We start from the raw sequence: 14,909 nt of genomic DNA on the forward strand, positions 1-14,909 counted from the left end.
TCTCATGCAACATAAAAAACACTCTATCCTGACCACGTTAGCACTGGCAGGAATGATTTCAGCGGTCAGTGCTCAGGCGGCTGACACCACCATTAATATTACGGCAACGGTGACGGCGGCTTCCTGTACCACCAAAGCGCCCGCCTCCATTCCGATTAACTTCAGCCTGAATGCCGCGGATGTGGCTGCCGCAGGTGCAAACTCAGCCTGGTCATCTGATGCGACTATCTCTTTGTCGGGGTGTCCTGTGACGACCACTTCAATTGATGCTGTTTTCAGTGGCCCGGCTGTAGCCGGTGACACTGATGGCTACCAGATGAAAGATTCAGCCAGTGCAGCGATGACCTCCGGCAGCATTCAGCTGGCGAAATCAGATGCTACGTTGATCACCAGCGCGAAGAATACTTACACCGTGAATACGGAGGGCAATGCCGCGGAATTCAAAGTGAAAGCGCGTATGCATTCCATCACAGGCAACATCATGCCGGGCACCTATACCTCGGCTGTTGATGTGACTTTCGCCTATCATTGATCCATCAGTAAGCAGGTAAATTATGGGCACATTTAATCGCAGAGCCTGGCTGCTTCCCGGCTGTCTGGCTGCCATACTGCTCCCCTCTTTACCCTGCATGGCAGGGGGAGATGCCAGTGTCGCAGTGAATGCAACGGTAACGGCCTCCCCTTGCGTACTGGTGGCAACACCGGACGTTAATTTGGGCGCTTTTACATCCTCGAGTTTTACTACCGCAGGCAGCACGTCACCCTGGGTAGGATTTAAAGTCGATTTGGAAAAGTGCCCGGCAACCAGCACCACGGTGAAGCTGACGTTAAGTGGTACCACGGATCCGATCGATCCGCAGTATTACAAAAACACCGGCACCAGCAGCCGCGTGGCTATTGATGTAACCAGCGAAGCAGACGGTAAAGCGCTCAATCCCGGCGCAACCCTGTCGATTGGCATTGATCCTTTGTCGCATACCGCTTCATTCCCCATGAAAGCGCGGATGATCTCCCCGCAAGGGGGAGCCACCACCGGCAACGTGGCGGCGCAAATGGAACTGAGCTTTATTTACGGGTAATAAAAGCAGCATCTCTGATGCTGCTTTTTGTTCATAAATAGACTAATGCCCGGTTATTTCAGGAACCACCACTGCGCGGTAATCGCACAAACTCTACGCAAATAACTGATCATACACATGCTGCAAATGCCGCCCCATCCGCGCTTTCGCGCCCGCCCCGTCCCGCGCCAGAATCGCATCCAGAATCCCCTGATGGTCCGCATTCATCTCACGCGCAAAATCCACCTCGGTGTAATGGCTCTCAAGTCGCATGAACCTGCGTGACTGACGCTTATCCCACAGGTATCCCATCATGTCGTGCAGCACTTCATTGCCGGTCATTTCACTGATCATCAGGTGGAAACGACGGTCGGCTTCGAGAAATGCATCGTTGTTAGCATTGAGCTCATTGAGCTCGCGGGCGATTTCTTTAAGCTTTGCGCGCTGATCTTCTGTGCCATTGATAGCCGCAAGTTCAGCGGTCATGGCTTCATAAATCTGCCGCGCTTTGACCAGCGATTGCAGGCTGAATTCTTCCTCAGCAGGTGCAGCGTGGATCACCGGTGAACCGTCGGGCAGAGGATTACTCACATACACACCATTGCCGGTGCGTATTTCCACCCAGCCGGTGATCTCCAGCGCAATCAGCGCCTCACGAATCGACGAACGGCTGACGCCAAGCTGTTTGGACAGGTCGCGCTCGGAAGGGATCATCGCCCCCGGCGCAAACTGTCCGGTCTTAATACAATTAATCAGGACGTTAGAAATCTGGCGATACAGCCGTTCCACTTTCAGTGTTGGTAATTCCATTGTTCTCTCCGTGCTGGTGCTGAATCCCAGATCTGTTATCGCGATCACATTAATGATCGGGCTGATGCTGAATCATATATCGGTCTGGTGGCCTGACCAGCAGACCACCAGACCATGCCGTGTCCTAAGATTGAACTTAACAGCGGTCATGCGTCAACTGTATTGGTAAACATCAGCAAAAAATTTAAGGAAAACAGATGGAACAGACATGGCGTTGGTACGGCCCTAAAGACCCGGTATCGCTTGATGATGTGCGTCAGGCTGGCGCAACCGGCGTGGTAACGGCGCTGCATCATATTCCGAACGGTGAAGTGTGGCCGGTCGAGGAAATCAAAAAACGTCAGGCCGAGCTTGAAGCCAAAGGGCTGACGTGGTCGGTGGTGGAAAGTATTCCGGTGCATGAAGAAATCAAAACGCGCAGCGGCAAAGTTGAGCAGCACATTGCCAACTATCAGCAATCCATTCGTAATCTGGCCGCCTGTGGCATTGATACCGTGTGCTACAACTTCATGCCGGTTCTCGACTGGACGCGTACTGATCTTGGCTATCTGCTGCCGGACGGTTCCCGCGCGCTGCGGTTCGATCACATCGCGTTTGCCGCCTTCGAATTACACCTTTTGCAACGCGAAGGTGCCAAAGCGGATTACAGCGCCGAAGAACAAAAGCTGGCCGCAGAGTATTTCGCGGCGATGACGCAGGAAGAGAAAAACACGCTGGTTGCTAACATCATTGCCGGTTTACCGGGTGCCGAAGAAGGTTATACGCTGGAGCAGTTCCGTGCGCGTCTGGCAACTTACGACGGTATCGACAAGGCTAAACTGCGCGAGAACATGGCGCACTTCCTGCGCAGCATCGTGCCGGTTGCTGAGCAGTGCGGATTGAGTCTGGCGGTTCATCCGGATGATCCTCCCCGCCCTATCCTCGGCCTGCCGCGTATTGTTTCCACCATCGAAGACATGCAATGGCTGAAAGACACCGTTGACAGCATCCATAACGGTTTCTGCTTCTGCACCGGTTCTTACGGCGTGCGCGAAGATAACGACCTGGTGAAGATGATGACCACCTTTGCCGACCGCGTTCACTTCATTCATCTGCGCGCCACCCAGCGTGAAGATGTACCAGGCAGCTTCCACGAGGCTGACCACCTGGATGGTGATGTGGATATGGTCGCGGTGATCAAAGCCATCCTGACTGAAGAACAAACCCGCCGGAAAGCCGGTAATCTGCGCGCAATCCCGATGCGTCCGGATCACGGACATCAGATGTTGGATGACCTGAATAAGAAAACCAATCCTGGTTATTCTGCCATTGGACGTTTGCGCGGGCTGGCGGAGCTGCGGGGAGTTGAACGGGCTTTGAAGCAGAGCTTCTTCACAGAGTGATCCTGCGAGGCCGCGTACCGGGCGTGTGCGGCTTATTGATGGCCTTTCTGCCATTGAAAGGCTATCAGTATCATCAGGTAAGCGTTTTAGAAATTCAGACCGGCGTCATTGCCATACTGCGGCTGGGCGGTCAGCGGCGGCGTAACCGTCAGGGTTATCCAGTTCGACGTCACTTTCTGCGATTTACTGTCCTCCACCGTCACCGATAAACGATAACTGTTTGCCGCCCCCGGCGAGTCATCCCATTGCGGTACAATCACACTCCAGCCATCTGCGTTGCGGTTATTGGCAGGCGGCGTCAGACTCAGCGCCTGCGTATCGCCCTGCCAGCTTAACGCGGTCACAGAATTCAGTGCGCGTAGTTGTAATTTCAGCGGTACGGTTTCGCCCGGTTGTAATGTCCACGGCGGCGTGGCGAGGAATACCGACAGCGTTTTACGCTGTTTGAACTCCATCACCGGCATATTGTTACGATCCACCCTATCCATCCGGCTGCCGCGCAATGAGTGCGCCACCGCAACGTTTCGCGCCGATAACTGCTGATCCAGCGGTACCCCGAGGCGGTAGTTCAGCGTCAGTTTCACTAAATCTTGATTATCGCCGTCCTGCCCCGCCTGATGTTCGGCCATCACCGTCACCAGAGGCACCGGCGTATAGTTAAGACCGAACGACACTGCCGACGGATTACTCTGCCGCGTGCCGTTGCCAAACAAATCTACCTGATTGCCGAAATACTGTTCGTAACTCAGCGAGGCACCCACCTGACGGTAAAACGGCAGATAGCCTTTGGTGGTGATGTCGTAACCGCGCGCCTGACGACGCATCTGGGCAGACGAACTGCTGTCTGCTTTGTACGATGAAAACGGATGATAATAGTTGGTAGAGAAGCGCAGATAATCCGACCAGGCCTCGGCGCCGAGGCTGCCACGCGTGAGCTGATGGTCAAAATCGTTATCGATAAAGGCGTTGTACCCCAGCATCCACGCGCCGGTGTTGATCCGCTGACCTACGCCGAAATTCCCCACCGTGGCATCGCTCGCGCTCTGCAAACCTATCTGACTGTAAACCAGATTATTTGCACAATTGTACAACGGACTGAAAAGCTGGCCGGAACTGCCGTCAAGGTTATGACCGGTGACATCCAGCGTAGTACTGACGGTACCGAGTGGTGACAGCAGACTGTTGGTTTCCTTTTGCACCAGCTTCGCTGCCTGACTCAGCGCGATATTCTCCGCCTGCAAGCGTAAGGGGTCATCACTGTCTGCGGTGGTGGTACCGAGCTCTTTCAGCGTGGTCGCCAGTTGGGTTTCCGTCGCGGTCGGGCCGGTATTTTTTCTGATGTACTGACTGCCAAGGCTTGGCAATGCCGCAGGTTGTGAACCTGTACCGGAGTTAAACGCAGACTGTTCATCGCTGGCAGGAAGGAAACCGGAAAGATCGTAACTGAGGTCTGAAACCGGTGAGTGATTTTCAGTGGATTCTGCCATCAGCGCAGACGCGCTTACAGCATAAAAAGCAGATCCCCCTGCGATAAGCACAGAGAGGCAGGAAAGCCCCGCGTAACGCTTCAATAAATTTTGAAAAAAATCTGTGACGTTTGTCATGCCTTACACATTTTGCCAGTGAACCATGATCTTACCTGACAAGCAGCATAATTCAACCTTCAGGCCACGAAACGCCACACGGCAATGCCCCGCCCTCTCCTTTATGTCTTTTTTAACGACCTTTTTCCTCATCAATTACGCGGATAAAATGTAAACAAACATCGAATTAGTGGCTAAAATTACAACATAAAAAACCATTCACACACATTTCATAACATTTTTAACATCCATTCCATTTATCTTTACAGTCAGTTTTCACTTATTCTTAGCAGGTTAACGATTATCACAGCGCCACCCGACTGCTTTTGCAGCGCGTTGTTGATTGCACCATTTACCGCCCTCTATAGCGTTATGTATAACAAACAGGGAACACAAATGAGCAAAAAAACCTTGCCCGGGGTGACCCGCCGGCAAATTCTCTCGTTCACGGCTGCCTCAGCAGTACTCGGCGCAGCCAAGGCCGCCAACGCGGTGACCCTCAAAGGTACGCCCGTGTGGAGCCCCTTTGATGCCAGCCCGCCTCCGCAAATTGACCACGACGGCTGGGCGTTCTTCACCGACGCCGAAGCCGCCACCCTGGAAGCCATCGTTGACCGTCTGGTGCCCGCCGACGATCTCAGCGTCGGCGGCAAAGACGCCGGATGTGCCGTATTTATCGACCGCCAGCTGGCCGGTTTTTACGGCACTTACGCCCGTCTTTATATGGAAGGTCCCTTCCAGGACGGCACGCCGGAACAAGGCGATCAGTCACCTCTCGTTCCCCAGCAGCGCTACCGCCTTGGTCTGGCGGCGCTGGATAAATATACTCAATCGCAACATCAGAAGTTGTTCAAAGATCTGCCCGGTAACCAGCAGGATGAAATTCTGTCCGGTCTGGAAAGTGGAAAAATTGCTCTTGATGGGATCGATTCCAAATTGTTCTTCGCCATTGCGCTGAAAAACACTATGGAAGGGTTCTTTGCGGATCCGATTTATGGCGGCAACCGCAACATGGTGTCGTGGAAAATGCTGGGCTTCCCTGGCGCACGCTACGACTACCGTGAATATGTCGGCAAACATAACCAGAAACTCGATCTGGAACCGCTGAGTATTTCAGGCGGCGACGCATGGAAAATGAAGAGCTAAGGGCAGAACACTATTATGGCAAAGAAATTACCCAAAACTGATGTGGTGGTGATCGGACTCGGCTGGGCCGGATCCATCATCGCCAACGAACTGTGCGACGAAGGTCTGAACGTGGTGGCGATTGAACGCGGCCCGTGGCGCGATACCGCGCGTGATTTTAACGTGGCTACCGTGACCGATGAACTGCGTTATAACTCGCGTCAGGAACTGATGCTCCGCACCCGCCAGAACACCATCACCATTCGTAATAATCCGGCGCAAACTGCGTTACCCATGCGCGAATGGGGCTCGTTCCATCCTGGCAATGGTACCGGCGGCGCAGGTAACCACTGGGCGGGTATTACATTCCGTTTTCAACCGGATGAATTCCGTTTAAAAAGCCATCTGACTGAGCGCTACGGCGCAAATGCCATTCCTGAAGAGCTGGTACTGCAGGACTGGGGCACTGACTGGGAAGAGATGGAGCCGCATTACGCATCCTTTGAGCGCCTGGCTGGGGTATCCGGTAAAGCCAGCAATGTAAAAGGTGAGCATCACGAAGGCGGCAACCCGTACGAAGGTATGCGTTCGATTGAATATCCAACCCGCCCGATGGATCAGCCTTACGGCCCGACGCTGTTCGCCGAAGCCGCGCGCAACATGGGTTACAAAGCGTTCCCGGTACCCTCTTCGCTGATTTCCGAGCCCTACACCAACCCGCTCGGCGTGAAAATGGGGCCCTGCACCTACTGCGGTTTCTGCACCAACTACGGCTGTGCCAACTATTCGAAAGCCAGCGCCATCACCACCGTGTTACCGGCACTGATCCGCAAAGAGAATTTCGAAGCGCGCACCAACTGTGAAGTCATGCAGGTACTGACCGATTCCACCGGTAAACGCGCCACCGGCGTGGTTTACATCGATTCCTCCGGCGACGAATGGGAACAACCGGCGGATCTGGTGATTGTTAGCGCCTTCACCTTCGAAAACGTGCGCCTGATGCTGCTCTCCGGCATCGGCAAACCCTATGATCCCGTCAGCCTTTCCGGCACCACAGGCCGTAATTACGCCTATCAGACCGCCAACAGCGTGCAACTTTTCTTCGATGACAAAAACTTCAACCCCTTCATCGGCGCAGGCGCGGTCGGGATGGGCATCGACGACTTCAACAACGATAACTTCGACCACAGCGGATTAGGTTTCTTCGGCGGCGGCAGTATCCGTGTTACGCCAATCGGCGGCGCACCTATCGGCTATCGCCCTGTTCCACCGGGTACGCCGAAATGGGGAACCGAGTGGAAAAAAGCCACGGTCGCCAACTATCTCAGTTCGATGTCGATCGGTTGTGAAGCCAGCAGCTACACCACCAAAACCAACTATCTTTCACTCGATCCTAACTACAAAGACCGTCTTGGCCGCCCGCTGTTGCGTGTCACCTTCGATTTCCCTGACAACGACCTGAAAATGGCCGCTTATTGCACCGGTAAAGTCGCTGAGATCGCCAAAGCGATGAATCCGCGTCAACTGGTCGCTAACCCAATGAAGGGCCATTGGAATGGCACGCCGTATCAGTCTTCCCATGTGGTCGGCGGGTTCGTGATGGGGGCCGACCCTTCCACCAGTTCGGTGAACAAACACCTGCAAGTCTGGGACGTGCCAAATCTGTTTGTGGTCGGCGCTTCCGCCTTCCCGCAAAACCCGGGTTACAACCCGACAGGCACCGTCGGCGCGCTGGCCTTTAAAGCCGCTCACGCGATACGTAACTACTACCTGAAAAAACCGGGAGAGATGATTGCATGAAAAACTTAACCTCATTCTCACTCGGATTACTGGCGCTGAGCATCTCAGGCCTGGCGCATGCGGCGGGCGACGGTTCGTTCGATCAGGTTGAACGTGGCCGCTATCTGGCCACGGTCGGCGACTGCGCGGCCTGTCACACAGCCTCTACGCCGGATGCCAAACCCTTCGCCGGCGGCGTGCCCATTGAAACGCCGTTTGGCCGTTTAGTCGGCGCGAACATTACGCCGGATGCGCAAACCGGTATCGGTAAATGGAGTTTTGACGACTTCCAGCGCGCAATGTCGGAAGGGATCGGGCACGGCGGTAAGCGTCTGTACGGCGCGATGCCGTTCACCGCATACACCAAAGTCACCCGTGATGATAACGCTGCGATCTGGGCATATCTGCAAACGCTGCAACCGGTACATCACGAAGTTGAAACCAACCAACTGCCATTCCCGTTCAATGTGCGTACCAGCCTGATGGGCTGGAACTGGCTGAACTTCAACAAGGGCGAATTCAAACCGCAGATGGATAAATCTGCAGAATGGAATCGCGGCGCGTACATCGTGGAAGGTCTGGGGCACTGCGGCACCTGTCACACGCCTAAAAACATGATCGGCGGTGATAAAGACAGCGAATTCCTGCAGGGCGCCGTGGTTGAAAACTGGGTCGCGCCGGATATCACCACCAATAAACACACCGGTATCGGCAACTGGACGCAGGAAGATCTGATGCAATATCTGAAAACGGGTGTAAACCGCTTTGATATCGCGTCCGGTCCAATGGCGGAAGAGGTGACCAATTCGTCGCAACACTGGACGGATGCGGATCTGAAAGCCGTGGCGGTCTATCTGAAAGACAGCGGCCATGACAGCGGCAACCGTGCGCCTGAGCCGGTGAAAACCAGCGACAACGCCATGACCGCAGGGAAACATATCTACGCCGACCGTTGTTCTGCCTGCCACACGCCGGATGGCAAAGGTCAGGAAGGGTTGTTCCCACGTCTGGCAGATTCTGCGCTGATCAACCAGACCAACGCGACTTCCCTTATTCACGTGGTTCTGGCGGGCAGTCGCCCTGTCGCCACCGACACCAAACCGACTGCGCCTTCTATGCCATCCTTTGATGCAGGGATGAGTAATGAGGACGTCGCGAATGTGCTGACCTATATCCGTAACAGCTGGGGAAATGCTGCTGCGCCGGTGTCTGCATCAGACGTGAAAGATGTGCGCAATGACCTGAAGAAATAGAAAGGGTTTTATTCCAAATGACAAAGGCCGCTTTCGCGGCCTTTCTTTTTGTCACTCATTTTATGAATTAACTTTTACAGAGTATTTTCTCAATGCTGAGACGGCATCTGCATAATCTGTACCATTAAATGATCATCATTCTGACTGAGCTGCACCAGATGTTTGCACTCCACCTTAATCGCTGTGAGCTGATCATCCGTCAGGGAGTACGGTAGCGTAATATCGATATTGTACATGCCCTGCTGTTCTGCCAGTTCTATCAGACGCACGATATTGGTTTCATCGCTGACCTGTGTGGAAACCACCTGAAGTGCCAGCGCCCGCAGAGACTCTTGTTTCGATTTATCTTTTTGAGAGCGGGATTTCAACACCATGCCGAAAAACGGCATCACACCATAAATGGCGTCGACGAAACTCCATTTCTTTTTGCAGGATGCGGACAAATATTCCATATAGTCAAAGGATGCTTTTTGACTGCGCGCATCGGGTACCAGGCGGTTTTCATTCATCCCCTATTCCTCTTCCTGGTCAGGGTCTAGCCATTGAACGTCTGAGTTGAACGTGCGAAGGTGTGCTCGGATTTATTCCGTAAATCAATGCATATAGACACAATTATTCCTCTGTATAATGGCATAGTTCACCGATACTTTTCCAGTCGGTTCAGGCGCTTTCATTGTGAGACTGTAGTAGGCTGAAAGCACGAACACCCAAAATTCAGATTTTGTCGCCAGATTCCCCCAAATTATGGAATTCGTGCCGCAAGAATCATTACGTCCCATAGCGTCCGCCGCGCGCTCACGCTATGCTAACCACCGGATTTTTAACAGCAGCAAGCCAATGAATAAAATCGTTTTTGTAGAAGATGATGCTGAAGTCGGCAACCTGATTGCCGCCTATTTGGGCAAACATGATATCGACGTGCTGGTTGAACCCCGCGGCGATACGGCGCAGGCAAGAATAGAGCAAGAAAAACCCGATCTGGTGCTGCTAGATATTATGCTGCCCGGCAAAGATGGCATGACACTATGCCGTGATTTGCGCCCGGTGTTTCCCGGTCCGATTGTCCTGCTGACTTCGCTCGACAGCGACATGAACCATATCCTTTCTTTGGAAATGGGTGCCAGCGATTACATCCTCAAAACCACGCCGCCCGCTGTTTTACTGGCGCGACTGCGGCTGCACCTGCGTCAAAATCCGTCGCAATCTTCGCAAAGCGAACAACCGGTTCAGACACTGACCAGCGGCAACGCTCTGCATTTCGGCCAGCTGTGCATTGATCCGGTCAACCGTCAGGTCACGCTGGTGGATGAAACCATTGTGCTGTCGACCTCTGACTTTGATTTGCTGTGGGAGCTGGCAACGCACGCCGGGCGAATTATGGATCGCGAAGCGCTGCTGAAAAACCTGCGTGGCGTCAGTTACGACGGGCTGGATCGCAGTATCGACGTGGCGATTTCCCGCCTGCGCCGTAAGCTCTACGACAATACCCTCGAACCTTTCCGTATTAAAACGGTGCGCAATAAAGGCTATCTGTTTGCCCCGAACGCCTGGGAGTCACTGACGGAATGAGAAAGCTTTTCGTCCAGTTTTTTCTGTTACTCCTGGTCTGCTTTATGGTCATGGCGATGCTCGTCGGGTTGGTTTATAAAGTGACCGCTGAAAAAACTGGCCGTCAGTCCATGAATGACCTGATGAAAAGCTCGCTGTACCTGATGCGCAGCGAACTCAGGGAAATCCCGATCAAAGACTGGAATAAGACCATCAATACGCTGGATCTTAACCTGTCATTCAAACTGCACATCGAACCGCTCGGCAAACGTAAACTCAGCCCTGAACTCGATAAACGCCTCAAAGACGGCGAAATCATTGCTCTTGATGATGAATACACCTTTATTCAACGCGTACCACGCAGTCATTACGTGCTGGTAGTCGGCCCGATCCCGTATCTTTTCTATATGCATGAAATGCGGCTGCTGGATCTCGCGCTGCTGATGATCATCGGCCTGTCGTTAGCGTTGCCGGTCTTTCTGTGGATGCGCCCGCACTGGCAGGATTTGCTGCGACTCGAAAATTCGGCGCTGCGCCTGGGCAACGGACATCTCGATGAGAGGGTGAATTTTGATTCCACCTCGAGCCTGACTCGGGTCGGCGTGGCATTCAACCAGATGGCAGACAATATCAGCACGCTGATCGCCAGTAAGAAACAGCTGATCGACGGCATCGCCCACGAACTGCGCACCCCCTTGGTGCGCCTGCGTTACCGGCTGGCGATCAGCGAAAGTCTGCCCGAATCCGAACAAAATGCCATTAACCGTGATATCGGCCAGCTCGAAGCGCTGATCGACGAACTGCTGACTTACGCGCGTCTTGACCGTCCGCAGGTCGCGCTGCATCTCGAAAAAGTGAATCTGGCCGACTGGCTGGAAGACAAAGTGGACGATTTCAGGCTCATTAACACCGGGCGCACCATCGCGTACGAGGCGCCGCAAAATATCGATTTCGGCGGTGTGGATTTGCGGCTGATGGAGCGTGTGCTGGATAACTTAGTCAACAACGGCCTGCGTTATTCGCAGGAAACGTTGCGCATCAGCCTGTGGCTGGACGGCGAAACCGCCTGTTTGCAGGTTGAAGACGACGGGCCGGGCATTCCACCGCAAGAGCGTCTGCGCATCTTCGAACCGTTTGTGCGCCTCGATCCAAGCCGCGACCGCGCCACCGGTGGCTGCGGGCTGGGGCTGGCCATCGTACATTCTATTGCTGTCGCCTATCAGGGCCGCGTCGCCGTCGATAGCAGCCCGCTGGGCGGTGCCAGTATGCGTTTCAGCTGGCCGGTAAAACCGACTTTCAATCTGGCTGTAGAACAGTCCGACCAACACCATGAAGGGAGCTAATAATGACCATCGCGTATAAAAAATTGCACGACACCTTCGCTCGTTTATCCCGTTTCGGCCATTTATCTGCGATTGCCGGCTGGGATGCTGCGGCCATGATGCCGCCACAGGGCGGGCAGGCACGTTCAGAGGCACTGGCTGAGCTGAGCGTATTGACGCATCAGATCCTCACCGCGAAGCAGGTAGGTGAATGGCTGGAACAAGCCAGCGGCGAACAGCTTAACGACGTGGAACAGGCAAACCTGCGTGAAATGCGTCGTCATTACCAGCAGGCAGCACTGCTGCCTGAAAGTCTGGTGCAGGCAAAATCGCTGGCCGGTGCGCGCTGCGAGCAGGCATGGCGCATTCAGCGTAAATCCAACGACTGGGAAGGTTTCGCGGAAAACCTGAAAGAAGTGGTGAAACTGAGCCGCGAAGAAGCACAGTTTCGCGCCGACGCAGCCGGTATCAGCCGCTACGACGCCCTGCTCGATTTGTACGAACCGGGCATGACTTCGCAAAAACTCGACACGCTGTTTGGCAGTCTGAAAACCTGGCTGCCGGATTTGTTGCAAACCGTGGTCGAGAAGCAGAAAACAGAAAGTCGCATTGCGCCGCAGGGGCCATTTGAAATTGAGAAACAGCGTCAGCTTGGCCTGAAAGTGATGGATCGCCTGGGCTTTAATTTCGACGCCGGTCGTCTGGACGTCAGCGCCCACCCTTTCTGTGGCGGTGTACCTCAGGATGTGCGCATTACCACGCGTTATAACGAACAGGAATTCCTCAGCGCCATGATGGGGGTGATTCATGAAACCGGTCATGCACGTTACGAGCAGAACCTGCCGAAAGAGTGGCTCGGACAACCGGTGTCAAATGCGCGCTCCATGGGCGTTCACGAATCCCAAAGCCTGCTGTTTGAAATGCAGCTCGGTTGCAGCGAACCTTTCCTCAAATCCGTCTATCCGCTGGTGATCGAGCAGTTCGGTCAGCGTCCAGGTCTGGATGAAAGTAACTTTATGAGGCTGAATCAGCGCGTCCAGCCGGGCTTCATCCGCGTAGATGCTGATGAGCTTAGCTATCCGGCTCACGTGATTCTGCGTTATGAGATTGAAAAAGCACTGATGGAAGGCGAAATTGAAGTCGATGATATTCCGGGCTTATGGAACAGCAAGATGACGCAATATCTGGGCATCGATACTGTGGGCAACTACCGTGATGGTTGTATGCAGGATATCCACTGGACCGACGGCGGCTTTGGCTACTTCCCGACGTACACACTGGGCGCGATGTACGCCGCGCAGTTGTTCCAGTGCGCCAATAAAGCGATCCCGACCTTGCAAGATGATATCGCCCGCGGCGACCTGACCGCGTTGTTCCAGTGGTTGCAGCAGAATATCTGGCAGCATGGGAGCCGGTTTACCACCGACCAACTGATGAAGAATGCGACCGGCGAAACGTTAAATCCGGCGTATTTCAGAGCGCATTTGGAAAATCGATACCTGTAATTGATGGGCGGCATATAACCGTTGCGCTAAACTCTGACCGGGAAAGTTTCGGTTTCTCGTTGCAGATGCCGCTGCAAAATTGGCTTTCAAAATCTGACCGAGAATATTTCGGTTTCGTAATTGCGGTGATCGCTTAACCCACTGCGCCGAAACCGACCAAGGGAGGGAAGTGCTTTCCCTCCCTTGGATCCCTCCCCGCTTTTTCAAATACGCGCTATCGCAGGAACGACGGACGTGTTCCGCAGCTCCAGTCTGTGGCGCAAAACCCTGCCGCTACGCGGTGCCTTCTCTCGGTCCTGAAGCCTCAGGTCTTCAGGCCGCTCCGTTCAGCAGGATTTTTTGATCGCACCATCTCACCATTTTTAAAAGCAAACCGAATCATTTTTAAATTTTTATTTGTCCGTTATTTTTTATCTACCTGAGTCGGTGAAGTTGTGACCTAAAAAGCGTCTGGCCGCTTTCAAAAATCACGCCGGAGGGAGAGGTGGAAAACCGCGCGTTTTTTTGCGCGGGTTGTAACCCGACCGGAGGGCACCGCGCAGCGGCGGGATTTTGCGGCAATAGCTGCTGCCTCTGAAACAGAGCCGGGTTGCATGGCACGTGTTTTAAAAAACGCGGGAGTCCAGAGGGCGCGCGTTTACGCGTCCTTTGGGCCAGTTTGGGCGGCAGCCCAAGGTCTTGACCTAAAAGCCAGTTTGGATGGCAACCCAAGGTCTTGAATTTGACCTAAAAGCCAGTTTGGGCGGCAGCCCAAAGGATCCCCAGCACTCAGACAACTCTTTGATGTTACTGAAATCCCCCTTGTACATTCCGTTACACGCCGAAACCAATCACTCACGGACAACCGCATTCCTCACACCTATTATTCTTTCACCGGCCCCGCAGTGGGGCAGACACATAACCTAAAATTCTTGAGGAATGACACATGAAAAAAGTATTAGCTCTGGTTGTAGCCGCTGCAATGGGCCTGTCTTCTGTGGCTTTCGCTGCTGAAACTACTGCAACTCCAGCGCCAGCTGCATCAGCAACAACTACTGCTGCTCCTGCTGCTAAGCACGTCACTAAGCACAAAACTCATAAAAAAGTAGCTCAGAAAGCTCAGGCTGCTAAAAAACACAAAAAACACGCTAAGAAAGCGGCTCCGGTAGCTCAGAAAGCACAAGCTGCTAAAAAACACGTGAAACACGCTAAGAAAGCTGCACCAGTAGCCCAGAAAGCCCAGGCTGCTAAAAAACACGTGAAACATGCTAAGAAAGCTGCACCAGTAGCCCAGAAAGCCCAGGCTGCTAAAAAACACGTGAAACATGCTAAGAAAGCTGCACCAGTAGCCCAGAAAGCCCAGGCTGCTAAAAAACACGTGAAACATGCTAAGAAAGCTGCTCCGGCTGCAAAAGCGACTCCGGCAGCATAAGACGTACCGAGAAGTCTTTGTGAGCGTATCCACTCACCATTATCAAGACTGATGATTTAACACCCGGTTCGCCGGGTGTTTTTTTCTCCGGTTTCTATCTTGAGGTACTGATGGAAGATGCTGCGCCGCTACC

13 protein-coding genes are annotated in these 14,909 nt (G+C 53.6%); 10 read left to right on the plus strand and 3 right to left on the minus strand.

Annotation, left to right across the window (positions count from 1 at the left end; all coding sequences use genetic code 11):
• Nucleotides 1-4 precede the first annotated feature (4 nt).
• Nucleotides 5-532 carry a fimbrial protein gene (locus GE278_10965; protein ID QLK61250.1) on the plus strand — a complete coding sequence of 176 codons (528 nt, stop codon included), beginning with the start codon at nt 5-7 and terminating at the stop codon, nt 530-532.
• 22 nt (nt 533-554) lie between these two features.
• Nucleotides 555-1,079 (plus strand): fimbrial protein, encoded by a 525-nt coding sequence (locus tag GE278_10970; protein QLK61251.1) that lies wholly within the window; start codon nt 555-557, stop codon nt 1,077-1,079.
• A gap of 93 nt (nt 1,080-1,172) precedes the next feature.
• On the opposite strand, the gene GE278_10975 is transcribed toward GE278_10970, so the two are convergent.
• Complete coding sequence (locus tag GE278_10975; GenBank protein QLK61252.1) at nt 1,173-1,868, minus strand: FCD domain-containing protein; 696 nt, start codon at nt 1,866-1,868, stop codon at nt 1,173-1,175.
• Nucleotides 1,869-2,065: 197 nt separating this feature from the next.
• Here GE278_10975 and uxuA point away from each other — a divergent pair, with 197 nt between their 5' ends.
• On the plus strand, nt 2,066-3,250 hold the full coding sequence (gene uxuA, locus GE278_10980) for a mannonate dehydratase (protein ID QLK61253.1): 1,185 nt from the start codon (nt 2,066-2,068) through the stop codon (nt 3,248-3,250).
• Between the two features lie 86 nt (nt 3,251-3,336).
• On the opposite strand, the gene GE278_10985 is transcribed toward uxuA, so the two are convergent.
• Nucleotides 3,337-4,854 (minus strand): YchO/YchP family invasin, encoded by a 1,518-nt coding sequence (locus GE278_10985; GenBank protein QLK61254.1) that lies wholly within the window; start codon nt 4,852-4,854, stop codon nt 3,337-3,339.
• Between the two features lie 375 nt (nt 4,855-5,229).
• Between GE278_10985 and GE278_10990 the strand changes: the two genes are divergently transcribed.
• Genes GE278_10990 through GE278_11000 form a run of 3 tightly spaced genes read left to right on the plus strand, consistent with a single transcriptional unit; the run spans nt 5,230 to nt 8,990 of the window.
• Nucleotides 5,230-5,979 carry a gluconate 2-dehydrogenase subunit 3 family protein gene (locus GE278_10990; protein ID QLK61255.1) on the plus strand — a complete coding sequence of 250 codons (750 nt, stop codon included), beginning with the start codon at nt 5,230-5,232 and terminating at the stop codon, nt 5,977-5,979.
• Between the two features lie 15 nt (nt 5,980-5,994).
• Nucleotides 5,995-7,758, plus strand: a complete 1,764-nt coding sequence (locus GE278_10995) for a GMC family oxidoreductase (GenBank protein QLK61256.1) — start codon at nt 5,995-5,997, stop codon at nt 7,756-7,758.
• Nucleotides 7,755-8,990 (plus strand): c-type cytochrome, encoded by a 1,236-nt coding sequence (locus GE278_11000; protein ID QLK61257.1) that lies wholly within the window; start codon nt 7,755-7,757, stop codon nt 8,988-8,990. Before GE278_10995 ends, GE278_11000 begins: the two co-directional genes overlap by 4 nt.
• 89 nt (nt 8,991-9,079) lie before the next feature.
• Here the strand turns inward: GE278_11000 and GE278_11005 are convergent, their stop codons facing one another.
• Complete coding sequence (locus tag GE278_11005) at nt 9,080-9,499, minus strand: hypothetical protein (protein QLK61258.1); 420 nt, start codon at nt 9,497-9,499, stop codon at nt 9,080-9,082.
• A gap of 328 nt (nt 9,500-9,827) precedes the next feature.
• Here GE278_11005 and rstA point away from each other — a divergent pair, with 328 nt between their 5' ends.
• The 4 genes from rstA (at nt 9,828) to asr (ending at nt 14,776) form a co-directional block, all read left to right on the plus strand.
• Nucleotides 9,828-10,559: a two-component system response regulator RstA gene (gene rstA / locus GE278_11010; protein ID QLK61259.1), complete on the plus strand. Its 732-nt coding sequence runs from the start codon at nt 9,828-9,830 to the stop codon at nt 10,557-10,559.
• Entirely contained in the window at nt 10,556-11,881 is a 1,326-nt protein-coding gene (rstB, locus tag GE278_11015) for a two-component system sensor histidine kinase RstB (GenBank protein ID QLK61260.1), read from the plus strand. Before rstA ends, rstB begins: the two co-directional genes overlap by 4 nt.
• 2 nt (nt 11,882-11,883) lie before the next feature.
• Nucleotides 11,884-13,365, plus strand: coding sequence for a carboxypeptidase M32 (locus GE278_11020; protein QLK61261.1), 1,482 nt, complete (start codon nt 11,884-11,886; stop codon nt 13,363-13,365).
• A 925-nt stretch (nt 13,366-14,290) separates the two neighbouring features.
• Nucleotides 14,291-14,776 (plus strand): acid resistance repetitive basic protein Asr, encoded by a 486-nt coding sequence (gene asr, locus GE278_11025; GenBank protein ID QLK61262.1) that lies wholly within the window; start codon nt 14,291-14,293, stop codon nt 14,774-14,776.
• Nucleotides 14,777-14,909 lie beyond the last annotated feature (133 nt).

It is taken from the genome of Enterobacteriaceae bacterium Kacie_13, assembly GCA_013457415.1.
Classification (GTDB): Bacteria; Pseudomonadota; Gammaproteobacteria; order Enterobacterales; family Enterobacteriaceae; genus Rahnella.